Source organism: Paraburkholderia caffeinilytica, assembly GCF_051027425.1.
Classification (GTDB): Bacteria; Pseudomonadota; Gammaproteobacteria; order Burkholderiales; family Burkholderiaceae; genus Paraburkholderia; species Paraburkholderia caffeinilytica_A.
Map to the genome: position 1 here is coordinate 3586086 of NZ_CP186553.1, position 21727 is coordinate 3607812.

Annotated in this window: 21 protein-coding genes; 7 read left to right on the forward strand and 14 right to left on the reverse strand. The window is 63.1% G+C overall.

Annotated elements, in window-relative coordinates; translation table 11 throughout:
• Positions 1 to 158 precede the first annotated feature (158 nt).
• Positions 159 to 1538, reverse strand: coding sequence for a hypothetical protein (locus ACOSV0_RS36405; protein ID WP_434112869.1), 1380 nt, complete (start codon positions 1536 to 1538; stop codon positions 159 to 161).
• Between the two features lie 132 nt (positions 1539 to 1670).
• The gene (locus tag ACOSV0_RS36410; RefSeq protein WP_434112871.1) at positions 1671 to 2357 is read right to left on the reverse strand and encodes an MgtC/SapB family protein; all 687 of its coding nucleotides are present in this window, start codon (positions 2355 to 2357) and stop codon (positions 1671 to 1673) included.
• Positions 2358 to 2614: 257 nt separating this feature from the next.
• On the opposite strand from ACOSV0_RS36410, the gene ACOSV0_RS36415 reads away from it, so the two are divergent.
• Positions 2615 to 3724 (forward strand): AGE family epimerase/isomerase, encoded by a 1110-nt coding sequence (locus ACOSV0_RS36415; protein ID WP_434112872.1) that lies wholly within the window; start codon positions 2615 to 2617, stop codon positions 3722 to 3724.
• Positions 3725 to 3777: 53 nt separating this feature from the next.
• On the opposite strand, the gene ACOSV0_RS36420 is transcribed toward ACOSV0_RS36415, so the two are convergent.
• The gene (locus ACOSV0_RS36420) at positions 3778 to 4053 is read right to left on the reverse strand and encodes a hypothetical protein (RefSeq protein ID WP_434112873.1); all 276 of its coding nucleotides are present in this window, start codon (positions 4051 to 4053) and stop codon (positions 3778 to 3780) included.
• A 218-nt stretch (positions 4054 to 4271) separates the two neighbouring features.
• Between ACOSV0_RS36420 and ACOSV0_RS36425 the strand changes: the two genes are divergently transcribed.
• Positions 4272 to 4475 carry a cold-shock protein gene (locus tag ACOSV0_RS36425; RefSeq protein ID WP_007178724.1) on the forward strand — a complete coding sequence of 68 codons (204 nt, stop codon included), beginning with the start codon at positions 4272 to 4274 and terminating at the stop codon, positions 4473 to 4475.
• Positions 4476 to 4587: 112 nt separating this feature from the next.
• Here the strand turns inward: ACOSV0_RS36425 and ACOSV0_RS36430 are convergent, their stop codons facing one another.
• Positions 4588 to 6210, reverse strand: coding sequence for a methyl-accepting chemotaxis protein (locus ACOSV0_RS36430; RefSeq protein ID WP_434112876.1), 1623 nt, complete (start codon positions 6208 to 6210; stop codon positions 4588 to 4590).
• A 268-nt stretch (positions 6211 to 6478) separates the two neighbouring features.
• On the opposite strand from ACOSV0_RS36430, the gene ACOSV0_RS36435 reads away from it, so the two are divergent.
• Positions 6479 to 6913, forward strand: a complete 435-nt coding sequence (locus tag ACOSV0_RS36435; RefSeq protein WP_325043782.1) for a PaaI family thioesterase — start codon at positions 6479 to 6481, stop codon at positions 6911 to 6913.
• Positions 6914 to 7072: 159 nt separating this feature from the next.
• Here the strand turns inward: ACOSV0_RS36435 and ACOSV0_RS36440 are convergent, their stop codons facing one another.
• From ACOSV0_RS36440 to ACOSV0_RS36480, 9 genes are all read right to left on the reverse strand, one after another.
• Positions 7073 to 7921 (reverse strand): ureidoglycolate lyase, encoded by an 849-nt coding sequence (locus tag ACOSV0_RS36440; protein WP_434112879.1) that lies wholly within the window; start codon positions 7919 to 7921, stop codon positions 7073 to 7075.
• Between the two features lie 72 nt (positions 7922 to 7993).
• Positions 7994 to 8737 (reverse strand): SDR family oxidoreductase, encoded by a 744-nt coding sequence (locus tag ACOSV0_RS36445; RefSeq protein ID WP_434112880.1) that lies wholly within the window; start codon positions 8735 to 8737, stop codon positions 7994 to 7996.
• A 54-nt stretch (positions 8738 to 8791) separates the two neighbouring features.
• Positions 8792 to 9622 carry an amidohydrolase family protein gene (locus ACOSV0_RS36450; RefSeq protein ID WP_434112882.1) on the reverse strand — a complete coding sequence of 277 codons (831 nt, stop codon included), beginning with the start codon at positions 9620 to 9622 and terminating at the stop codon, positions 8792 to 8794.
• Between the two features lie 7 nt (positions 9623 to 9629).
• Positions 9630 to 10670, reverse strand: a complete 1041-nt coding sequence (locus tag ACOSV0_RS36455) for an aldo/keto reductase (RefSeq protein ID WP_434112884.1) — start codon at positions 10668 to 10670, stop codon at positions 9630 to 9632.
• Positions 10671 to 10955: 285 nt separating this feature from the next.
• Entirely contained in the window at positions 10956 to 12269 is a 1314-nt protein-coding gene (locus tag ACOSV0_RS36460) for a UxaA family hydrolase (protein WP_434112886.1), read from the reverse strand.
• 42 nt (positions 12270 to 12311) lie between these two features.
• On the reverse strand, positions 12312 to 12647 hold the full coding sequence (locus ACOSV0_RS36465; protein ID WP_434112888.1) for a UxaA family hydrolase: 336 nt from the start codon (positions 12645 to 12647) through the stop codon (positions 12312 to 12314).
• A 25-nt stretch (positions 12648 to 12672) separates the two neighbouring features.
• The gene (locus tag ACOSV0_RS36470) at positions 12673 to 13731 is read right to left on the reverse strand and encodes an ABC transporter permease (RefSeq protein ID WP_434112890.1); all 1059 of its coding nucleotides are present in this window, start codon (positions 13729 to 13731) and stop codon (positions 12673 to 12675) included.
• Positions 13721 to 15241 carry a sugar ABC transporter ATP-binding protein gene (locus tag ACOSV0_RS36475; RefSeq protein ID WP_434112892.1) on the reverse strand — a complete coding sequence of 507 codons (1521 nt, stop codon included), beginning with the start codon at positions 15239 to 15241 and terminating at the stop codon, positions 13721 to 13723. Before ACOSV0_RS36475 ends, ACOSV0_RS36470 begins: the two co-directional genes overlap by 11 nt.
• Positions 15238 to 16287, reverse strand: a complete 1050-nt coding sequence (locus ACOSV0_RS36480) for a sugar ABC transporter substrate-binding protein (RefSeq protein ID WP_434112893.1) — start codon at positions 16285 to 16287, stop codon at positions 15238 to 15240. Before ACOSV0_RS36480 ends, ACOSV0_RS36475 begins: the two co-directional genes overlap by 4 nt.
• A gap of 263 nt (positions 16288 to 16550) precedes the next feature.
• On the opposite strand from ACOSV0_RS36480, the gene ACOSV0_RS36485 reads away from it, so the two are divergent.
• A complete protein-coding gene (locus ACOSV0_RS36485; protein ID WP_434112894.1) occupies positions 16551 to 17339 on the forward strand; it encodes an IclR family transcriptional regulator in 789 nt (262 codons plus the stop codon).
• 76 nt (positions 17340 to 17415) lie between these two features.
• A complete protein-coding gene (locus tag ACOSV0_RS36490; RefSeq protein ID WP_169488020.1) occupies positions 17416 to 17961 on the forward strand; it encodes a hypothetical protein in 546 nt (181 codons plus the stop codon).
• Between the two features lie 100 nt (positions 17962 to 18061).
• On the opposite strand, the gene ACOSV0_RS36495 is transcribed toward ACOSV0_RS36490, so the two are convergent.
• Entirely contained in the window at positions 18062 to 20446 is a 2385-nt protein-coding gene (locus ACOSV0_RS36495; RefSeq protein WP_434112896.1) for a GNAT family N-acetyltransferase, read from the reverse strand.
• 126 nt (positions 20447 to 20572) lie between these two features.
• Between ACOSV0_RS36495 and ACOSV0_RS36500 the strand changes: the two genes are divergently transcribed.
• Both ACOSV0_RS36500 and ACOSV0_RS36505 read left to right on the forward strand, forming a co-directional pair.
• Positions 20573 to 20803, forward strand: a complete 231-nt coding sequence (locus ACOSV0_RS36500; protein ID WP_434112898.1) for a hypothetical protein — start codon at positions 20573 to 20575, stop codon at positions 20801 to 20803.
• Between the two features lie 3 nt (positions 20804 to 20806).
• Positions 20807 to 21676, forward strand: coding sequence for a LysR family transcriptional regulator (locus tag ACOSV0_RS36505; protein ID WP_434112900.1), 870 nt, complete (start codon positions 20807 to 20809; stop codon positions 21674 to 21676).
• Positions 21677 to 21727: the final 51 nt, after the last annotated feature.

Consider the following 21727-nt stretch of genomic DNA (forward strand, 5'->3'; position numbering starts at 1 on the left):
TTGCGACGGATCCGCAGGCGGACGATGCCTTACGGCACCTATCCTGGGAAGCGGGAACGAAAGCGCGGTGAGGACGAAGCGGAAGTATGCGCGAGCCGTTTGCGCGAACGAAGCGAGCCGCCACGGCCGGCTGACGCCGGCGCGGTGGTCGCTGAAGATCAATGCGAGTTGGCTACTTTCGGCTTGTACGCGTGCTGTGCTCGCGCGCCGCGCTTGCTATGAGCGGGTGCGGGTGTGGCCGCGGCTGGCTGCGCCGCCGCGGTTGCAGCTACGCCAGAAGCAGCAGCGGCTGCGTTGGCCATCGCCATGTGAGTGTCGAGCAAGCTGGTCATCGCGGCCTGCTGGTTCTGCATCAACTGTTCGATACGGTGCTGCTGGGCGGTGGTTTCACGCGTCAGGCGCATCAGAAGCACTGTCTGCGTGATGCCGATCGCGACCGTCACCAGCAACGCGCCCACCACGATCGACAGCATCCATTTCATGCGCCGTGAATGGTCGGTCGCGGCGAGGCGTTGGTCGGCGATTACGCCATAGAGGGCGTCGACGGTGTCGGCAAAGGCCGTCGCGCGTGCACGGTCGAGTTCGGGCGCGGCACGCAGCGCTGCCGCGGCAGCTTCGGCGCGTTGGGCTTCCCGGAACGAGGGCGCAGCGAACGCGACCTTGGCCTGCCCGGATGCGAATCCCGGCGCGGATGCAGATGCATTGCCCGGCACCTTGACGGCCGGCTCGGGCGTAGCGTCCACCGCACCGGATTCGGACTCAGACGCGGATTCCGACGAAGACAATGACGAGGCCAAAGCGCCCCCCGCTCCCGCATTCGTAGCCTCAGCGCCGGCCGCTTCCCGCGAGGCCGTCGCCGCCTTGGCAAAGGTCGCCGCAAAGCGCTGCGGCGGCACAGGCGGCCTGGCGCCACCCGAAGTCGATTCAGCCGCTGTATCGGTCGTCGTTACGGCCGGCTCAGCCGCCTGGCGCAGCGCGGTCACGCTGCGCGCCACGGTAGCCGCGGCCATCGCGGACGTGAGGGGCGTGGCCGCGTCACGTGCCGATGCCGCCGGCTTCTCGTCAGTCGGTGCCTCTGCTGCCGCCTTCGCATCGTCGAACGCCAGCTCGTCAACACGCGGTACCTTCGCCTCCACGGCCTCCGTTTCCAACCCGCTCAATTGCGCATTCATCGGCGCCGGTTCGTCGGATTTCGCGGCGCGAGGCATGCGCCGCGCCGCCTTCGCGTCCGGAGACACGCCGTCAGGGTCGATCGCGCCAACTGCTGCCAGCACGACATCGGGTAATTCAAAGCCATGCAGCGTGCCTTGCCGGATGTCGATATTCATCGCTTCCAGCGTGGCGCGAGTGGGGTCGTCGGGGAACAGGTCGAGCGTGCTGTCGTCGCGTGAGGCATCGCTCAATTGCGCGAGACGTTGTGCCGAGCGCGCGGCGCGCGCCAGCTTGTTTTCAGTTTCGGTCGAGACGGTGGCCTGGCGCCGCTTCTTCGAAGCGCTGCGCTGAGACCGGGACTGCGTGGATGCTGCGGAATCTGCCATAGAGAAAAAAGCGGTCGTCGCCGGAAAGCGGGCGCCGAGCACCGCTCGTCAATGCCATTGGAATTTTTCGAGACCGCATTGTCGCATGGCCGCCCGCCCCTGCCGAAGCCATTCGGCGACGTTTTTCCGTTTTTAAGACGACGCCTCGTCCTGCCGGAACTGCCTGACGCCGTGCAACTGACGCAGGCGTGCGCAGATCGCCTCATATTCGGTATTCGACACGCGATGCAACGTGATCACCACTTCATCGCACTCCGGCGCGTCGTCGCTTTGCTGCATCACGAATTGCTTGACGCGCGGGCTCGCGGCGCCGAGTTCGTCGTGCAGCGAATGAAACGTCATGGCGCCGCGCTCGACGATCATCGTCAGTTGACGCCGTTGCTTCACGGTGATGAAACGGCGCTCGAGCGGCTTGATCCCGGCGAGGATGATCAGAATGATGATGGTCGCGGCGATCGACGCCGTGTACAGCCCACCGCCGACCGCCAGCCCGATCGCCGCGACCGACCAGAGGCTGGCCGCCGTCGTCAGCCCGCGCACGATTTCACCACGCAGCAGAATCGAGCCCGCGCCGAGAAAGCCGATGCCGGAGACCACCTGCGCGGCCATCCGCGACGGATCGAGCACAACGTGGTCGCCTGTCAACACTTCGGCAAAACCATAGGCCGAGACAATCATGATGAGCGCCGACCCGACGCAGACCAGCATGTGCGTGCGTAACCCCGCAGCCCACGAAAGCCGTTCGCGCTCGAAGCCGATGACGCTGCCGAGCGCCGCGGCCAGCATCAGACGGGAAATGAGTTCGAGGTTCCCCAACATTGTTTTTCCTCCTTATCTGAAATTATTTGAAGGGTGTTCCGCACCTGTGATGGAGTGCCAACGGCAGCCGTTTGCTTTAAGCTTGGCCGCACGCCGCCGCGCGGGTTGCCAGGACGGTCGTCATGCTGTTTCCGAACCGTCCCGTTGCGGGCCCATCAGCATCCGCGATCGCCTGCACACCACGATCGACAACAACCGCGCCGCGACGAGCGCCAGATTCCGCAGCGCTTCGAATGACCCGTTTGACCAACCGAACTATGCCGAGCATGACCCCTTCTCCCGCTTCGACGATCACGCTCGCCGCCACACTGCGTAACCATTTCACTCGCGTGGTGCTGCCGCTGTGGCGCGGGCCCGGTTTCAACACCGCATTGAAGCTGCCGTACGAAGCGGTCAGCGCCGAGGGCCCCGCGCCGATGCCTGCGGAGCGCTACCGGGCCATGGCATGCGCGCGACAATTGTTCGTGTTCTCGCAAGCAGGCGATGCAGCGCATGCCCAGGTACTGTTCGATTCGCTGCTGCACACCTTTCAGGACACCCGCCACGGCGGATGGTTCTATAGCGTGGATGCGCAAGGCGCACCGCTCGACACCACCAAAGATCTGTACACGCATGCGTTCGTGATATTCGCCTGTGCGGAATATGCCGGCCGTTCCGGCAACCGCGACGCGCTGGACGTCGTGCATCGCACGTCGGCACTGATTCAGTCGCACTTCGCGGCCGGCGGCGATCTGTTCAACGCCGCGCTCACGGCGGACTTCGCCAGCGTGACCGGCACGCCGATCCAGAATCCCCTGATGCACCTGACGGAAGCCTGGCTGGCCGCCCGTCAAGCCACGCGCGACAACGCCTTCGACGCCGCGCTGCGCCGCCTTGCCGGCGCTGTCGCGCATCACTTCGTGCACGCGCCGACCGGCTGCATCGCCGAGTTGCCGATTGGCGCGGACGACAACCGTCTGGAACCGGGGCACCAGTTCGAGTGGTTCTGGCTGGTCAAGCAGGCGGGTGCGTTGTTCGAAGCCACGGGTCTCGACGAATCGCTGACGCGCGCGTTCAGCTTCGCGCAGCAATATGGCGTGGATCCGCAAACGGGCGGCGTGTGCGCCTCGCTCGACGAAACCGGCGGAATCAAGGACGCCACCCAGCGGATCTGGGCTCAGACGGAATATCTGCGCGCACTGGCGAGCCATAGCGACCCGACTGCGCTTGCCGCGCTGCCGCGGCAAATCGCGCTTTTCCAGCAACGCTTTCTGCGTCCGCAAGGCTGGTTCGAATGCAAAACGGCGGCCGGTGAAGTGGCGCGCGCCGACATGCCGTCGACCACGCCCTATCATCTCGCGACCGCCTATGACGCGTTGCCGGGCTAAGCGCCGGCCGCCGTCTTGCCAGACTCGGCGTTAAAAGCCGACTGGGCGGTCAATCAATACACTTCGCGTTGCCAGGGTCCCCAATCGGCGTCGGCAGTCTTGAATCGCGTGTAGGTCGCGCTTTGTCCGGTGGGGGTATCCGATGCGTCGCCGTGCGGCTTTTTATCGGTAGTGTGAAGGGCGAAAGCCTGGTGATCTTCGGTATCGACCGTGATACGGCCGACCGGATCCGGGGCGCCTTCTTGAGGGGATTTCGACTCCAATATCGCGAGATAGGGGGTCAAACGACTCCAGAACGAGGTGAGTTCTTCTTGCAAATAATGTGTCAATGTTTTTCCTGGAAGAGTAATACAACCAGTTTACCCTACCGGCTCGGACGTCCCTGCAAAATGCTTCCGAGCCCCAAAAGGGCCCAATCAGGGGAATACCCGAATACTTGTTGATTGGCGTCCATCATAAAGACGTGATACAACTCGTACTTCGCGCTCGATCTCGTGTTGAGAAATAGCGGTCGCGAATGCAACACACAACATTTACTGGATTAAAAATGGCAACAGGTACTGTGAAGTGGTTTAACGATGCAAAGGGCTTTGGCTTCATCACCCCGGACGACGGCGGCGAAGACCTGTTTGCACACTTTTCGGAAGTTCAAGGCAGCGGCTTCAAGTCCCTGCAGGAAAACCAGAAAGTGACGTTCGAAGTCAAGCAAGGCCCGAAGGGCAAGCAAGCTGCGAACATCCAGCCGGCCTAAGTACCTTCAGGTACTTTGAGGCACGCTTAGGCGCTTGCGTCTGATGCAAAATGGCCCGCTTCGGCGGGCCATTTTCTTTTGTAGATGCCCTCTTTTGGGGCGTCCGTGCGTTTCAAATTGCCCGCATTCCCGGCAGCGCAAACTCCGCCGTTTGCCCGCGCATCTCGTCCATTTGTTGCATCCGCAACACAGTTTCAGAAATTTCGAATACGGAAACGGCTTCCTTCAATTGTTGCGTCTGCTGATGCAGTGAAGCTGCCGCTGCGGCTGCTTCCTCGACGAGCGCCGCGTTCTGCTGCGTCATCTCGTCCATCTGCACCACCGCCTGGTTGACCTGCTCGATACCCGTGCTCTGCTCGAGCGACGACGCGCTGATTTCCGCCATCATCTGCGTGACCCGCGAGATCGACGTGGAGACGTTTCTCATCGCTTCGCCGGCATGCTCAACCAGCGATGAACCGCCCTGAATCTCCGCAACCGACTCGCTGATCAGCGTCTTGATTTCCTTCGCCGACTGCGCGCTGCGCTGGGCCAGGCCACGCACCTCGCCCGCCACCACGGCAAAGCCGCGGCCCTGCTCGCCCGCGCGCGCCGCTTCGACGGCCGCGTTCAGCGCAAGGATATTGGTCTGGAACGCGATACCGTCGATCACCGAAATGATCTCGGCGATCTTGTCCGAGCTTTGCGCGATGCCGTGCATCTTGTCGACCACCTCGTTGACCACCTCGCTGCCGCGCGACGTCGCCTCGAGAGCCGATTCGGCGAGCGCATTGGCTTCACGGGCGTGATCGGCGTTCTGGCGCACCGTGGCGGTCAATTCTTCCATGCTCGACGCGGTTTCTTCGAGCGACGCCGCCTGGTTTTCGGTGCGAGCCGACAAATCGGCGTTGCCGGTGGCGATTTCATTGGCGCCGAGGTGAATCGAATCGGCGGATTCGCGCACGGTTTGCACGGTGCGCGCCACGCTGGCCTGCATTTTCGCGAGCCCCGAGAACAGGCGTCCGATTTCATTCGTGCCGCGCGCGGCGATCGGCTGGTCGAGGCGCCCCTGCGCAATGCGGTCGAAGTGACGGCCGGCTTCTTCCAGCGGCGCTACCACGCCCCGGCGCAGCGCGGCGTACACCCCGAAGGTGCCCACCACCAGGACCAGCAGGATCGCAATGCTGACGCCACGGAACATGGCCATGCGGGCATCGATCGAATCGAGCGACGCACGGCTCGCGGCGTCGCCGAATTGCACGAAGTTGCGCGACTCGGCGAGATAGGCGTCCTGGAACGACTGGGTCGGCTGGTCGAGAAAGGCCTGGATATTGTTCGAGTCGAGAAACTGCACCAACTCCGAGAGCGCGTCGTGCAGCTTTTTGTAGCGCTCGGCGAGCGCGGCGGCGCGCGCGCTATTTTCGTCGCTGGTCTTCGGCACGCTCATGAACGCGCCGAACGATTGATCGGCGGCGGTCAGCTGTTCGCGAGCGTGCTGCACGATGTCGGTCGGCTCAGCACCGCCGCGCACCATGCGCGTACCGGCGCGTGACAGGTTGATGCGCGCATCCATCAGACGCTGGGTCGTTTCATTGACCGCGTCCACCTGCTTCAGGGCGATGCTCGACAGATCGCCAACATCGTCGTGCGTGCGCGTGAGGGACCAGAACCCCAAGCCCACCGTGACAAGCTGGAAAACGCAGAATGCGGCCAGAACACACAACAGGCCGGATGCGACCTTGATCTTGCTGAACATCGTGAACACCTGAAAGCAAAGAATGACGGGACCTACGTCAGGGTTAACGGCAAGGCCGAACTTTGCTTGAGATCAATGTCGCCAAAAATCGTCTTATGTCCCCTTTTCATCGGCCAACTCCCCTATTCGAGCCATTCCGCACAACAATGGCGCGCAGATATTTCCGATTCACCTTGACGCCGTGCGTTGGCGCTTCCTAGAGTGGGTAGGGACTGCACAACGCACGCCCGTGCAGATGCCACTGCGGGCCACACCCGAAGGATTCACGATGACCGACCTCCTCGACCGGGCGCGCGGCGCACTGCATGCCCAGCCGTTCAGCATGCTGCTAGGCGCCGAGCTGATGCACACAGGCACTGACGAACTGACGCTATGTCTGCCGATCCGCGACGAGCTGCGGCAACAACATGGCTTCGTGCACGGTGGCGTCATCAGTTACCTTGCCGACAATGCGCTGACGTTCGCCGGCGCGCTGTCGCTGGGTCCGAGGGTCGTGACCGGCGAGTACAAGATCAACTATCTGCGGCCGGTGGTGAACGGCACGCTGATCGCGCGGGCAAAAGTCGTCTACGCGGGCCGGCTTCAGGCGACCTGCCAATGCAACGTGTATGTGATGGACGGCGGCCGCGAAAAGCTCGTCGCTGTTGCACAAGGCACGATCAATCGCATCAGCGAGAACGGCGAGCACGAACCGGCGGGGTGAACGTCGATCAATCGGCTGCACGGTTTGCGAGGCCGTTTCAACTCAACACGCATGAACGCGACGGGACACCCGCGTGCGGATCCATAAAAAAGGCCGTTCCTGCTCAATGCAGGAACGGCCTTTTTATCGACAGCACACTTCAACTCGGCGGCGAGCGAATCACTCCGCCGCGTAAGTTGTCTGCTTCTGCTCGCCGAGACCTTCGATACCGAGACGTATCGTCTGACCCGGTTTCAGGAACACCGGATTCGGCTTCACACCCATGCCGACGCCCGGCGGCGTGCCGGTCGAAATCACATCGCCCGGTTGCAGGCTCATGCACTGCGACACATACGACACCAGCTTCGCGACGCCGAACACCATGGTCTTCGTGCTGCCGTTCTGATAGCGGTGGCCGTCCACTTCGAGCCACAGGCTCAGGTTCTGCGGATCGGTGACTTCATCGCGCGTGACGACCCACGGGCCGATCGGGCCGAACGTGTCGAAGCCCTTGCCCTTGTCCCATGTGCCGCCGCGTTCGATCTGCCATTCGCGTTCCGACACGTCGTTGATCACGCAGTAACCGGCGACGTAGTCGAGCGCGTTGGCTTCGTCGATATATTTCGCGGGCTTGCCGATCACCACGCCGAGTTCGACTTCCCAGTCGGTCTTCTTCGAGCCGCGCGGAATTTCGACGTCGTCGTTCGGGCCGCTGATGGCGCTCGTCCACTTGTTGAAAATCACCGGTTCCGCCGGCACCGGCAGATTCGATTCAGCCGCATGGTCCGCATAGTTGAGCCCGATGCAAATGAACTTGCCGATCTTGCCGACGCACGGTCCCACACGCGGATTGCCTTCGACCAACGGCAGCGAAGCCGGATCGAGCGCGCGCAGTTTGGCGAGACTTTCGTCGCTCAGCGCGGCGCCGTCGATATCGCCCACCACCTTCGACAGATCGCGAATCTTGCCTTGCGCGTCGAGCAAACCTGGTTTTTCCTGGCCTTTCGGCCCATAACGAAGCAGTTTCATCGTTGCACGTCCCTTTACGTTCAGTGATGTTCAGTGATATTCGGTGCGTGTTTCAGCGTTGTTCAGTGCGCGTCAGTTCGACCAGCCACCGTCGATCACATGCGCGTGACCGGTGGTAAACGACGACTCGTCAGACGCGAGATACAGCGCCAACGCGGCGATCTCTTCCGGCTTGCCGATGCGGCCCATCGGCTGACGCGCGACAAAGGCCGCCTGCACGGCCTCGAGCGTCGCGCCTTGCGCCTTGGCCTGCTCGACGATCCGCTGTTCGAGCGAAGGCGAATGCACCGTGCCCGGGCAGATCGCGTTACAGCGTACACCACGCGTGATGAAGTCCGCGGCAACGGACTTGGTCAACCCGATCACCGCAGCTTTCGACGCACTATAGGCAAAGCGGTTCGGCACGCCCTTCACGCTCGACGCCGCCGACGACATGTTGATGATCGACCCGCCCCCCTTCTCCAGCATGGCGGGCAAAAACGCGCGGATCATGCGGTACATGGCCTTCGCGTTGAGATCGAAGGCGAAGTCCCAATCTTCTTCGCTGCATTCGAGAATATTGCCGGCGTGCACGAAGCCGGCGCAGTTGAACAGCACGTCGATCGGGCCGAGTTCGGCGGCCAGCGCCTTGATCGCCGCGTTATCGCGCACGTCGAGCTTGCGCGCTTCGACCGGCTTGCCGGCGAGTCCGTCGATGCGGATATCGGTGGCGATCACGCGCGCGCCTTCGCGCGCGAACAGTTCCGCCGTGGCAAGGCCAATGCCTTGTCCTGCCGCGGTGATCAGGGCCGTCTTGCCGGCCAGTCTTTGTGTCATCTACGACTCCAGTTGAATGGGCTTCTCTTGTCTTCGTAACGCGTGTTCGTCACATCAAAGTCGATAAAACGCCGTGGCGTTGCCGCCGAAAACCGCTTCACGCTCGTTGTCGGTCAAAGATGCGAGCAAGGTGTTCGCCACCGAGTGCCAGAGCAGATAGTCGCCGTTCAGATCGAGAACCGGCCAGTCGCTGCCCCACATCAAACGTGCCGGGCCGAATGACTCCAGCAGATGCTCGACATACGGTTGCAGCGTTTCCTCGTTCCAGCCAGGCGACGCTTCTGTGATGAGTCCCGACAGCTTGCAATGCACTTGCGGTAACTTTGCGAGCCGCGTGATTGCGTCGGCCCATGATTGCCAACCCGCGCGACCGTAGCGGATCTGCGGCTTCGCGCCATGATCGACGACGATGCGCAGCGCGGGGAAACGCGTCGCGAACGTTTCGAAAGGCTCGACGTGCCGCGCGTAAATCAACGCGTCGAACGCGAGGTCGTGCGCAATCAGCGCCTCGATCGCGGGTGCGAGGTCCGGATTCGCAATCCATGTGTCGTCGGGCAGATCCTGCAACATCGGCCGTACGCCCTTGAATTTGGGCTCATGCGCGAAAGCGTCGATAACGGCGGGCGCATTCGGCAACAGCAACGGCACCCAGCCCACCACGCCCGCAATCGACGGCTCTTTGCGCGCGATGTCCAGCAAATAACGTGTTTCGTCGATGGTCGGCGCCGCCTGCACCACCACCGTCCGCTCGATGCCCGCTGCTTCACGCAAGGGTTTGAGATCGGCGGGACCGAATGGCCGGTACAGGATTTTCAGTTCCGGCGTAAGCCACTCGTAGTCGCCGCGAGCGGGGTCCCAGTAGTGCTGGTGGGCGTCGATATGCATCGTCAAATCAATCCTCCGGCGCGGGCGCGCGGCTGTCGAGCAAACCTTTGTCACGCAACGCGGACCACAGATCCGCGGGGATCGGCTGCTCGAACGACGCGGCGTTCTCGCGCAATTCATTGGCACTGCGCGCGCCGGTCAACACGGTTGCGACCGCCGGATGCGCATACGGAAACTGCAAGGCTGCGGCGGCAAGCGGCACGCCATGTACCCGGCACACCGCTTCCAGCCGCGCGACGCGCTCGATGATTTCCGCGGGCGCGTCGCCATAATTAAACTTCAGATCGCCTTCGACGCCGCGCGCCAGAATGCCCGAATTGAACGCGCCCCCTAACAGGATACTGACGCCACGCGTTTCGCATGCCGGCAAAAGGTCGTCGAGAGTGGTCTGTTCGAGGAGCGTATAACGGCCGGCAAGCAACGCGCAATCGATATCGAATTCTGCCATCACGTCGAGTATTGCCGCACCTTCATTAACGCCGAGCCCGACCGCCTTGACCGCGCCCGACGAGCGCAGATCGTCGAGCGCACGAAAGCCGCCACCTTCGGTAAGTTGCCGCCAGTAATGGGCGTTCTTGTCACCATGCGTTACAACGCCGATATCGTGCACCAGCAGAATGTCGATATCGACGATGCCGAGACGTTGCTGGCTGTCTTCGAACGAACGCAGAATGCCGTCGTGCGTGTAGTCGTAGATCGCCTGGAACGGCAGCGGGTCTTGCCAGCCTTCGCTGCCGTCGTAGGGTGTGGTGCGCGGTACGAAGCGGCGTCCGACTTTGGTGGACAGCACGTATTCACTGCGCGGGTAGCCGCGCAACGCGTCGCCCAGACGGTGTTCAGCTTTCGTGTGACCGTAGTGCGGCGCGGTGTCGAAAAAACGCACGCCGGCGTCCCACGCAGCGGCGATGGTCGCGTGCGCCTCTTCGTCGGACAGATCGCGATACAGGCCGCCCAGCGGTGCCGTACCGAGCCCCAATCCGGATACCTTCAATGCGCGGCGGCCGATGCTGCGCCGCTGTTCGATCTTCGAACCGATCTTTGCCGCCATGGACCACGTCTCCTTGTCGACCAGAGTTAGCGCTTTAGCGCTTACTCTGGTCCCATGCATAGCTGTCGATCGGAGTTAGTGCTTTAGCACTTACTCCGATCCCATGCAAAGCTGTCGACCAGAGTTGGCGCTTTAGCTGTCGATCAGAGTTCGCGCTTTAGCGCGATTACTCCGATCCCATGCATAGCCCTTACTCCGATCCCATTTGTATTTTTACCACGCTGGGGCAAGATTTGCCCGCAGCGCTAACGGATTGCCTGCCACCGGGAATTGCGCATAGCGCCATCAATGCGACTCGATCGCCACTACCCGATGCGGCGATGCAATACCCGACGGCAAACACGCCGGGCCCACCGGTTCAAAAGTCTTGTACGTCAGGATGAACTCCTGATGACCGAGCGTTTCAGATTTCGACGCCGCCCCGAGCGACACCGCGACCGTTTGCTCGAACACTTCGCGGCCGACTTCGTCGAGCGTGCCACGGCCTTCGAGAATGCGCCCTGCATCAACGTCCATATCGCCGGCGAGATTGCGATATGTCGCGGGATTCGCGCACACCTTGATGACCGGCGAAATCGCCGAGCCGACCACGGATCCGCGTCCGGTCGTGAACAGAATCACATGCGCGCCGCACGCGATCAGTTCGCCGATTTCCGCGTTGTCGCTGATGTTCGGAAAGCCGAAGCGCGGTTCGCCATCTGGCACGACATCGAGCAGATAAAGGCCGCCGGTCGGCGGAACATCGCCGGGTTTGATAATGCCGACAATCGGCGACGCGCCGCTTTTTGCATACGCACCTAACGATTTCTCTTCCTGCGTGGTGAGGCCGCCGTCCGCATTGCCGACGGCAAAACTGCCATGCCCAAGAATCGAGTAGTAGCGCGCCGCCTTCGCTACGCACGCGACAATTGCGTCTCCGAGTTCCGGCCTTGCGGCGCGCGTTTTCATGTGAAATTCGCAGCCCACCAGCTCGCCGGTTTCTTCGAAGATGCAGGTCGCGCCCGCGTCGATCAGATGATCGAACGCGCGGCCCACGGCCGGATTCGCGGTGATGCCGCTGGTTCCGTCCGAGCCGCCGCAAATCGTACCGATCACCAGTTCACTCAGCGCCATCGGTACTTTCTGCTGCGCGGCAAGCTGCTTGCGTGCGTCGCGAATCCAGTCGACGCCGTATTGAATCGTGCTGCGCGTGCCGCCTTTTTCCTGAATCGTCAGCACTTCGACGGGACGGCCGCTCGCACGCACCACGTCGACGAGATAATGCTTGTTCATGCTCTCGCACCCGAGCGACACGAACAGCACCGCGCCCACGTTCGGATGCGTGGTCAGCCGCTCGAGCATCTTTTCGGCGTAGCCATTCGGATAGCAGCCGGGAAAGCCGATCAGATGCACCGGAGGCTCACGCTCGGCCAAAGGATCGTCGAACGCATCAAGGGGTTCGCGAAACTGCGTGACGATCTCGCGCGCGACGTGATGCGCGCACTCGACCAGATACGCCACTGCAACCACATTGCGAATGCCCTTGCGGCCATCGCTGCGCAGATAGCCTTGCAGCATGGGCTGCTGCATGACGGCGGATGCTACGGAAGTGTCGGTCATGATCATTCCAGCGCGGCGCGAGGCCACGTCATTGTGCTCAACTCAGTGATGGACGAACTCGTGGCCCGCGTCGTGCGTATAAGTGGGCAGGTAGTCGCTTTCGAGGTTATGCGTATGCAGATGCGCACCACGCGCCACCGCTTCGGTCACGTGCCCGATCACCGCACCGTAACGCAGCACCTTGTCGTCTTTCGCGAGATCATGGCGCGCTATCTTGTGGCCGAGGTCGATGGTTTTCGCGAGCGTTACGCGTTCGCCTTCGATCTCGACTTGCGTGCCGGCATCGAGACGCGCCGCCGCGATCAGGCAGTTGTCGGCGGGACTGAGCAGGATCAGGCGTGGATCGGTTTGCACCGTTTGCAATTGACGGCTGGTCAAATGAGTTCTCCGTGATGGGTACGCATTAGTTCTGGCCTTCGCCGCTGGCGAGCCGTGCCACCATCAGCGAGCCGAGGATGATCGCGCCATAGATCGCCTGAATCCAGAACGACGGCACCTGCGCAAGCGTCAGCAGGTTCTGCACGACGCCGAGCAGCAGCACGCCGGAGAGCGCGCCGAGCATCGTGCCCTTGCCGCCGTCGAGCGAAATGCCGCCGATCACCGCCGCCGCGAACACCGTGAAAATCATGCCGTTGCCCTGGTTCGCGTTGATCGCGCCGACGTAGCCAGTCACGATCAGCCCGCCCACCGAGGCCAGTATGCTGCCGAGCACGAATACGCCCCACGTAATGCGCTCGACACGAATCCCCGCCGCGCGCGCGGCTTCCGGATTACCGCCGATCGCGTATAACGCGCGGCCCAGGCGGTGATAGCGCAGCACGAACGCAGCGATCGCGAATGCAACCGCCGCGAGCCACACGGACAACGGCAAGCCGAGCACGATGGTGGTGGCGAGCGCGAAGAACGACGGCGGCATATCGAACAGCGTGCCGCCTTTAGTCGCACCGACCAGCATGCCGCGCAACACGATCAGCATCGCCAGCGTGACGATGAACGCGTTCAGCCGCAGACGCACCACCAGGAAACCATTGACGAAGCCGATCACCGCGCCGACCACGACGATCGCAAGCAGGCCTACGGCCGCCGGCCATTGCAAGCCGAAGCCCGCGGATGCCGCCGGCATCACCAGCATCGCGCCAACGGCGGGCGCAATGCCCACGGTCGATTCGAGCGACAGGTCGAACTTGCCGGTCAACACGATCAGCGATTCGGCGAGCACGACCAACGCCAATGCCGCGGAGGCGCCCAGCACGCTGATCAGATTCGCCTTCGTCAGAAAGCTCGGGCTGACAAACGCGCCGATCACCAGCAGCAATGCGAGTGCGGGCAGCAGAGCCAGATCACGCAGCCGCGCGAGCTCACCGCGAGCGCGTTTGCCGCGCGCCGCCGGCGCAGCGGACTGCGGCTGCTGCGCCTGACCTTGCGCGGTGCTGAATGCAGGGCTGGGCACACTATTCTTCATGGAGACTGACTCCTTCAACGGATGCAATCAGGTCGTGGTCCTGCCAACCTGCGGGAAATTCGGCCGCGACACGGCCACGGAACATGACCAGCACGCGGTCACAGGTGCGCAGATCGTCGAGTTCGCCGGACACGACCAGCACGGCTTTACCGTCTTCGCGCACGCGATCCACGACTGACAGCAACGCTTCTTTCGATTTCACGTCGACGCCTGCCGTAGGGTCGATCAGTACGAGCACATTGGGATCGGTGGCGAGTGCGCGCGCCATCACGACCTTCTGCTGATTGCCGCCCGACAGTCCCGAAACAATGTGCTCGGGACCTTGCGCGACGATGCCGAGCGCGTCGATCATCTTCTGGCCGAAGGCATTTTTCTTCGCCGGTGGCGCAATGCCGAATTTGCCGAGCAGACGCGTGATTGTCATCGAGGCGTTTTCGGCAACGGATTGCGTCAGCACCAGCCCTTCGTGATGGCGATCTTTCGGCACGCAGCCGATGCCGTGCGCCAGCGCAGCCGGCACGTCGCCCGGGGGCAGCTTCACGCCATCCACGCTGATCGCGCCGCGCTTCGCCGCGCGCAAACCGGCAATCGCTTCAGCCACGCTCGTGCGGCCGCTACTCGTCGCGCCGGTCAGTCCAACTACTTCGCCGCGCTTCACCGTGAACGACACGCCTTCGTAATCGGAACCCGCCAGATCCTCGACTTCCAGCGCGATGACGGTATCCGCCGGCAACGCAGCGCGCGCCGCCGCATCGGCGACGGCGAGGCCGCCGCGCTCGCCGGTCATCGCCTCGATCAGTTGCTCGCGCGGCAACGCGGAAACCGGCGCGCTGACGATATGCCGCGCGTCGCGCAACACCGTCACCGCCTGGCAGATTTCGTAGACTTCCTGCAGGTGATGAGAAATAAACAGGAACGTCACGCCTTCGCGCTGCAACTCGCTGATGCGGCGGAACAGACGCTTGATCTCGTCACCGTCGAGCTGCGCGGTCGGTTCGTCGAGGATGATGAAACGCGCGCCGTACGACAGCGCCCGTGCAATCTCCACGAGTTGCCGCGCCTCCACGCTCAGATCGCCGGCGCGCGCATCTTCGCGTACGTCGATCTTCCAGTGATCGAGCAACGCACGCGCGTCGCGGCGCATGGCGCGCCAATCGATCACGCCGCCGCGTGACGGCTGCCGGTTGATGAACAGATTCTCCGCGACGGAGAGATCGCGGATGATCGTGGAATGCTGATAAACGCAAGCGACGCGCTCGCGCCACGCGTCGCGATCCGCGATCGACGGCGCGGCCGCGCCGCTGAAACGCACCTCGCCGGTATCGGGCTTGCGCAGGCCGGTGAGGATCGACACCAGCGTCGATTTTCCCGCGCCGTTGCGCCCGACGAGCGCATGCGACTCGCCGGGCATCACGCGGATGCTCACGTCTTTCAGCGCGGCCGTGGAGCCGAAGCGCTTGGTGACCTCAAGCGCTTCGACGACCGGCACGGAGGGCGTCGGCTCGCTCATTTAACCGTGTTTCCCCACAACGCTTTGTCGTCGACATTCGCCTTCGTTACAAGCGGTGCGGGCAGTTGGTCTTCAAGAACGCCCGGCGCGAGCTGAATGATGTTGCTGCCGTGATCGGTCGGACCGGGTTTGAAGGTTTGTCCGGCGAGTGCCGCCTTGATATAGAACAGGCCGTATTTCGCGTATGAGTCGGCGGGCTGCGAGACGGTTGCGTCGATATCGCCGCGACGGATCGCGTCGAACTCTTGCGGAATGCCGTCGTTACTGACGATCACGACATGCTTCGCATTGCCGGCAGGGAACAGCATCTGTTTGCGGCGCAGGGTTTGCAGCGTCGGCGACAGATACACGCCGCCCGCCTGCATGTAGATGCCCTTCACGTCGGGATTGGCAGTAAGCAGACTATCGAGCCCGGTGGCCGCGACATCGCCCTTCCAGCCCGCCGGAATCTCCAGCACCGTCAACCCCGGATAGCCCTTCATGCACGAGCGGAACGCTTCGGAGCGGTCACGCCCATTCACGGAGGCCAGGTCGCCCATGATCTGCACAACCTTGCCCGACTTCACATGCTCGCCGATGTACTTGCACGCCTTCTCGCCATACGCGCGGTTGTCTGCGCGCACCACCATCGCCACCTTGCCTTGCGTCGGCGCAACGTCGACGGCCACCACCGGCACGTTCTTCGCCGCGGCCGCATCGAGCGCGCGGCTGATCGCCGCCGAATCCAGCGGGCCGACCACGATGCCTTTCGCACTGAGGTTCAGCAGGTTGTTCATGTCGGTAATCTGCTGAACGGGGTCGCCGTTCGAATTGACCGGCGCGAGGATATCCAGACCCATGTCCTTCGCGTATTTGGGCAGATAGTTGTTGTACGACTGCCAGAACGGCGATGTGAGCAGCGGCAGATCGAGACCGATCTTGCCGGCGTCGGCGGCTTGCGCGGCACCGCTGACAGCGAGGCCGGCGGCACACGCTGCCGCCGCGAGGGCCAACAGCGAACTCCGGAACATACGGCGAGCCGCGTGCGGCCCTTTTGCGAACGTCATGGGTTGTCTCCTTATGCGTTGTTGAACTGCGTGAACCGGCCATGCATGGCGAGCACTTCGTCCTGCGCTTTCTTATGAAGTATTGGTGTGCGTTCATTCACCAATGAACGTATTATTCATATACGGACTTTTCGAAGTCAAGCGATGTGCACTGCACCATGCGTCAGTGTTTCCCCTGGACCGGCGCCGCCTCGCACGAGAATCGTCATCCACGTACACTCACTCGCCACATAATGAGAAAAGCACACGGAACCTCGCTCACGATGGATGCAGAAGACAAAGACGACGCCGACCGTTACCGCGCCCCCGCGCTGGACAAGGGCCTCGACATCCTCGAACTGCTCGCCGAGCAGAAAGAGGGGCTGACGCGCGCCGAAATCACCAAACTGCTGGGACGCAATGCGAGCGAGATGTACCGGATGCTGGAGCGGCTGGTCGCGCGGCAATACGTGGTGCGCTCGGCGGCAGGCGACCGGTATTCGCTGAGTCTCAAGCTGTATGCGCTCGCGCATCGCCATCCGCCGATGAACCGCCTGATCTCCGAAGCGCTGCCGCTGATGCACCGCTTTGCCGATGCCGCCGAGCAGTCATGCCATCTGGCGGTGTACGACCGTGGCAATCTGCTGGTGATCGCGCAGGTGGATGGACCGGGCACGTGGGGGATGTCGGTCCGGCTCGGGTCGCGGGTCGGGCTGATCGATACGGGTTCGGGCCGCGTGATGCTCGCGTTCCAAAGCAACGAGCAGCGCGAACAGATGCTCGCCGAACACACCAAGGTGAAGGGCGAAGTCACGATCGATCGCGATGCGCTGGAACAATCCTGCGAGCGGATTCGCGCGGCGGGCTTTTCGCAGAAAGACAGTCAGCAGACGTTCGGCGTGACCGATGTCACCTTCCCGATCCAGGGGCCGTCCGGCCAGGCGATTGCGGCGCTTACCTGCCCGTACTTGCGGCGCATCGACGAATACGTCGCGCCGACATTGGAGACGGCGACGGCGCTCTTGCGGGAGACGGTGCAGGCTTTGTCGATGTTTCGAGAAAGAGCGGTCTAGCGCACATGGTTTAGAATGGCGACCCTCTCAAAAATCACGCCGCATGGGTCCTCTCATGCGCGCTCATCGAAAAGCAATGGCGAAACTTCTGACCGATTCCGAATTCCTGCGTTTTTCCGAACTCCAGCAGAAGCAGTCGAGCTTCACGATCACCCCTGAAGAAGCTGACGAACTGCGCGACATCGTCGCTCATGCACAGAAGCGCCGCGACGACCGCGCCGCGGCGATGCAAAGCATCGAAACCTTCATCCAGCAATTCGACATCAGCCCGGACGAACTGTTTTCGGCCGAGCAGATCGGCGACGCCGCACGCACCTTCGGTCTGATTCCGGCCGCGAAAAAAGAGCGCGTGCTGCCGCCGCAGTTCACGTTCAACGGCAAGCCGTATCAATGGACGGCGCGTCCGCTGCCGGACGACATTCGCGTTCCGCTGTTCGATGCCTTCAAGGCGGGTGAATCGGTGAAGTCGTTCATCGCGACACTGAAGGACGCGAACCGTTGCGCGGCGACCATCGCGCGTCTGGAGCGCGAGACCGGCGCTGTCTACGCTGAAGCGTTGCTGGAAGAGTTGGCTGTGACCCGCACGCAGGTCGATGAAGCGGCGGCGAAGCTGCCGGCTTGAGGGTCAGTCCTTAACGCCCAGGTCCGCGAATCGCCGCGGACGGGCGTCACAGCGGGCGGGCTTGTATCTGTTAGCTTCGGCAAGCCCCGTCCCCGCCAACTTAACCTTGCGCCGGTTCATCCAGCGCCATTCTGAAACCCACCACGCCCGGATCTTCCGTGGGCGTGATGGTGAAGCCGCACGACTTGGCCAGCGCGATCATCGGCGTGTTCTCCCGCAACGCCTCGCCGACCAGCCAATGCGTGCCGCACGCCCGCGCGTACTTGATGATGCGTTCCATCAGCAATTGCCCAAGACGCCGGCCTTTCTGGTCGGAACGCACCGCAGCGGCAAACTCCGCCGTCTCGTTGTCCGGATCGGCCACTGCGCGCACCACACCGAGGGTGCGCGTAAAGCCGTCTTCGCTCGTCACCGTTGCAATCAGCGCCATTTCGCGGTCGTAGTCGATTTGCGTCATGCGCGCGAGTTGCGAGTGATCGAAATTGCCGACCGCGCCGAAAAATCTCAGCCGTAAATCTTCCGGCGTCATCGCTTCGACGAAATCGTGATGCGCGGCTTCGTCTTCCGGACGGATCGGCCGAATCGTCACACGCAGGCCCTGCCAGTCGAGCGTCTCTTCGAAGCGGCGCGGATAGGGCACGATGGCGAGCCGGCTGCGCTTGGGTGCAATGCTCAGGGTCGGCTCGACCACCACGACATGATCGCTGAACACGCGCAGCGTCAATGTGAGGCCAACGAGTTCCTTGACGTCGCAGACAGCTTGCGACAGCGCCGTCAAGGCAGCCAATGCCGGTTCCGGCGCAATCAGCCGCGCATAGCGCGAGCGCGTGACGATGTCGCGCGCCAGCATCGGATTGAGCGGCGGCAGGCCGTAGACGCGCAGCGGGTCGGACACGCCATCCGCAGACGGCGCGGTGAAGCGGAAGACCGGGCCGAAGTTGTCGTCGTCGTGAAGGTCGACGGCAATGTCGACGACGGGTTTTTGAGGCGCCGCGCCCACTTTCAGGTCACCCGTTTGCGGTTCGACACGCAGCCCAAATCGCTCAAGAAACCGCGCCGCTGCTTCGCCGGTTAGTTGGTGCTCACCTGCGGAGAGTGCGGCACAGACTTGCGCCTGAGCGGCGTCGATCGCTTCCGGAATCTGCGCCGGCAAGCCCTCCGGCGTTTGCATCAGCAACTCGCGGCCCATTCGATAATCGACCAGACGCGCAAACGCGCGCGCCAGCCGCTGCGGCGTCGTATGAACCGGAATGCCTTGCGCATGCAGCGCGTCGCGCGTCGCCGCATCCACGCCGCCGAAGAAGCACGCGAGCAGTCCACGATACGCGAAGCGTTGATTCGCGATCAGCGCCTGCGCAACCTCGCCGACCGGCGCGCCATGCGTCGACGCGTGAACCACGAAGGCCGTACCCGTGCTGCGATGCTCGGCGAGCAGCTTGAGCGCGGTGCCGAAATGCTCGGGACGGGCATCGTCGCCGAGTCTTAGCGGATTGCCGGCCACCGCGTGCGGCAACGCTTCGTTTAGCGCCGCATCCGCTTCGGCAGGCCACGGCGCGAGCGTGTCGCCGGCAGCGGCGAAGGCGTCGCAGGCGAGTGTGGCGAGGCCATTGTCACTGGTGATCAGCGTCGCCGTTGCGCCCGCCGCCACGCGGCCCACACCGAGCGTTTCGATTTCATCGAGCAGGTCGTCGAGCGCATCGACGCGCACCATGCCCGCGCGACGAAACGCGGCGGTGTACAGCGCGTCGGCCGGATCGGCGCGGCCTGAGCGTAACGCCAGCACCGGCTTGTTGCGCGCCGCCGCGCGAGCCGCCGACATGAACTTGCGCGCCGCACGCACCGTATCCAGTTCCAGAAGGATCGCGCGGGTGCCGGGATCGCTCGCCAGATAGTCGAGCACATCGCCGGCATCCACGTCGGCTTCGCCACCCAGCGCCACCGCGTGCGAAAAGCCAAGGCCGCGCGCATGCGCCCAACCGAGCACCGCATTGGTCAGCGCATTCGACTGCGACACCCACGCCACGCCGCCTGCCTTCACCGTGCACGACGGCGCGCCAAAATGCGCATGCAGCGCCGGCGACACCACCCCGAGACTGCCCGGCCCGACGATGCGCAGCAGATGCGGCCGCGCTGCCGAGAGCGCATGCCGGAGCTGCAGACGATCGTCATCGCTACGCGCCTCGCCGACGATAATCGCCGCACGCGTGCCCAAGCCACCCAGTTTATGGATGATGCCAGGCCAGGTATCGGGCGGCGTACAGATCAGCGCAACGGTCGGCGCTTGCGGCAGATCGCCCGCATCGCCGATCACCGCATGGCCGCCGAGCGTGTCGTATTTAGGATTGACCGGCCAGACAGGACCCTCGAAGCCGCCTTCGAGCACGCGCGCCCACACCATCGCCCCCGTGCTGCCGGGGCGCTCGGAAGCGCCGATCACAGCGACGGATTTGGGCCGAAACAAGGCATCGAGATTGCGAACGGTCATGGGCGCTCCGCAAAGTGAGGAAAGCGCATCGTCAGTGCGGCGCGCGTCTTCGTCAGGATAGGCGAAGTTGCGCGCCTGCGCGCCGTTTATGAATGATTGGGCGGCGTAACGTGCGCGAAATTCATCTTGATCCGCACCAACGCGCGCCAGAATTTTTTCAGCGTGTCCAAGCAAAATATCAAGCCGAAATGCGACAATCCTCGGGATGCCGAACGGTACATCGGCAAGGAAATTTGCGGGCTGATTAACGGCTTGCAGAGCGCGTGGGAGACAACGCGCGGCACCAACATGGATTCCGCGGCGGCGCCGGTTCGACAGCAGCCGGCCCGCGCGGATGATCAAAGACACAGAAGGTGATTTATGCGGCGCTTGCCATCGCTGATCGCGTTGCGCTTCTTCGAAGAAACCGCCCGCCATATGAGCTTCAATCGCGCCGCCACGGCGCTATGCGTCACCCAGGGCGCGGTGAGCCGGCAGATCAAGCTGCTCGAGGAATCGCTCGGCGCGAAGCTGTTCGAGCGCGATCACAAGGGTATCCGTTTGACGCCGGCCGGGCTGCAATTCCTGCCCTGCCTCTCCGAGGCCTTCGACACGATCGAGCGTGGCTTCCGTCAGATCACCGCGGCAAAAGGGCGGCGGCGGCTCGTCGTCGCCGTTCCGCCTACCTTTGCGACGCAGTGGTTCTCGCCGCGGCTCGGTTCGCTGGGAGACGAATTGCCCGATGTCGAACTATCGGTTCGCACGTCGCCCACGGAAGACTGCCATTGCATCATCCGCTTCGGGCGAGACGCGCTCGCGGGTGCCCATTCCGAATTGTTGATGACCGAGCGCCACGTACTGGTCGGCGCACCTCATCTGCTCAGCGAATCACTTGGCATGCTGCTCGAGCATTTGCCCGCGCTGCACGTGCTGCATAACGACGCCCGCCTGGACCTTTGGCCGAACTGGCTGGCAAAGGCGGAACTGCCCGCACGCTACGCGGACAACGGCATTGAGTTCTCGACTTTGGAGCAAGCGATCCGCGCGGCACGCAAGGGCGCGGGGTTGGCGGTGGTCGACCAGAACATGATTGTCGAGGAACTCGCCGACGGGAGTCTTGCGCGGTTTTCCGACGTCGAAGTAGCCGGCCCCTTCGGCTACTGGCTGGACGTGGCGCAACGCCACGCCGCGCTCGAGCATGTGCAGGCGTTTGCTAGCTGGATGCGGGAAGAAGTTTTGAAGATGGGGTGAGGAAGCGTTGCGCTTGCCAATTTGTCGAATGTCAATCGCAAGGATGCGGAT

Coding starts and splice junctions, on each gene's coding strand:
- ACOSV0_RS36410 (WP_434112871.1), bottom strand. CDS start 2,357: ATGTTGGGGAACCTCGAACTCATTTCCCGTCTGATGCTGGCCGCGGCG.
- ACOSV0_RS36450 (WP_434112882.1), bottom strand. CDS start 9,622: ATGCATATCGACGCCCACCAGCACTACTGGGACCCCGCTCGCGGCGAC.
- ACOSV0_RS36440 (WP_434112879.1), bottom strand. CDS start 7,921: ATGAAACTGCTTCGTTATGGGCCGAAAGGCCAGGAAAAACCAGGTTTG.
- ACOSV0_RS36470 (WP_434112890.1), bottom strand. CDS start 13,731: ATGAAGAATAGTGTGCCCAGCCCTGCATTCAGCACCGCGCAAGGTCAG.
- ACOSV0_RS36490 (WP_169488020.1), top strand. CDS start 17,416: ATGGCGAAACTTCTGACCGATTCCGAATTCCTGCGTTTTTCCGAACTC.
- ACOSV0_RS36505 (WP_434112900.1), top strand. CDS start 20,807: ATGCGGCGCTTGCCATCGCTGATCGCGTTGCGCTTCTTCGAAGAAACC.
- ACOSV0_RS36435 (WP_325043782.1), top strand. CDS start 6,479: ATGACCGACCTCCTCGACCGGGCGCGCGGCGCACTGCATGCCCAGCCG.
- ACOSV0_RS36475 (WP_434112892.1), bottom strand. CDS start 15,241: ATGAGCGAGCCGACGCCCTCCGTGCCGGTCGTCGAAGCGCTTGAGGTC.
- ACOSV0_RS36425 (WP_007178724.1), top strand. CDS start 4,272: ATGGCAACAGGTACTGTGAAGTGGTTTAACGATGCAAAGGGCTTTGGC.
- ACOSV0_RS36495 (WP_434112896.1), bottom strand. CDS start 20,446: ATGACCGTTCGCAATCTCGATGCCTTGTTTCGGCCCAAATCCGTCGCT.
- ACOSV0_RS36480 (WP_434112893.1), bottom strand. CDS start 16,287: ATGACGTTCGCAAAAGGGCCGCACGCGGCTCGCCGTATGTTCCGGAGT.
- ACOSV0_RS36445 (WP_434112880.1), bottom strand. CDS start 8,737: ATGACACAAAGACTGGCCGGCAAGACGGCCCTGATCACCGCGGCAGGA.
- ACOSV0_RS36415 (WP_434112872.1), top strand. CDS start 2,615: ATGCCGAGCATGACCCCTTCTCCCGCTTCGACGATCACGCTCGCCGCC.
- ACOSV0_RS36405 (WP_434112869.1), bottom strand. CDS start 1,538: ATGGCAGATTCCGCAGCATCCACGCAGTCCCGGTCTCAGCGCAGCGCT.
- ACOSV0_RS36485 (WP_434112894.1), top strand. CDS start 16,551: ATGGATGCAGAAGACAAAGACGACGCCGACCGTTACCGCGCCCCCGCG.
- ACOSV0_RS36460 (WP_434112886.1), bottom strand. CDS start 12,269: ATGACCGACACTTCCGTAGCATCCGCCGTCATGCAGCAGCCCATGCTG.
- ACOSV0_RS36430 (WP_434112876.1), bottom strand. CDS start 6,210: ATGTTCAGCAAGATCAAGGTCGCATCCGGCCTGTTGTGTGTTCTGGCC.
- ACOSV0_RS36455 (WP_434112884.1), bottom strand. CDS start 10,670: ATGGCGGCAAAGATCGGTTCGAAGATCGAACAGCGGCGCAGCATCGGC.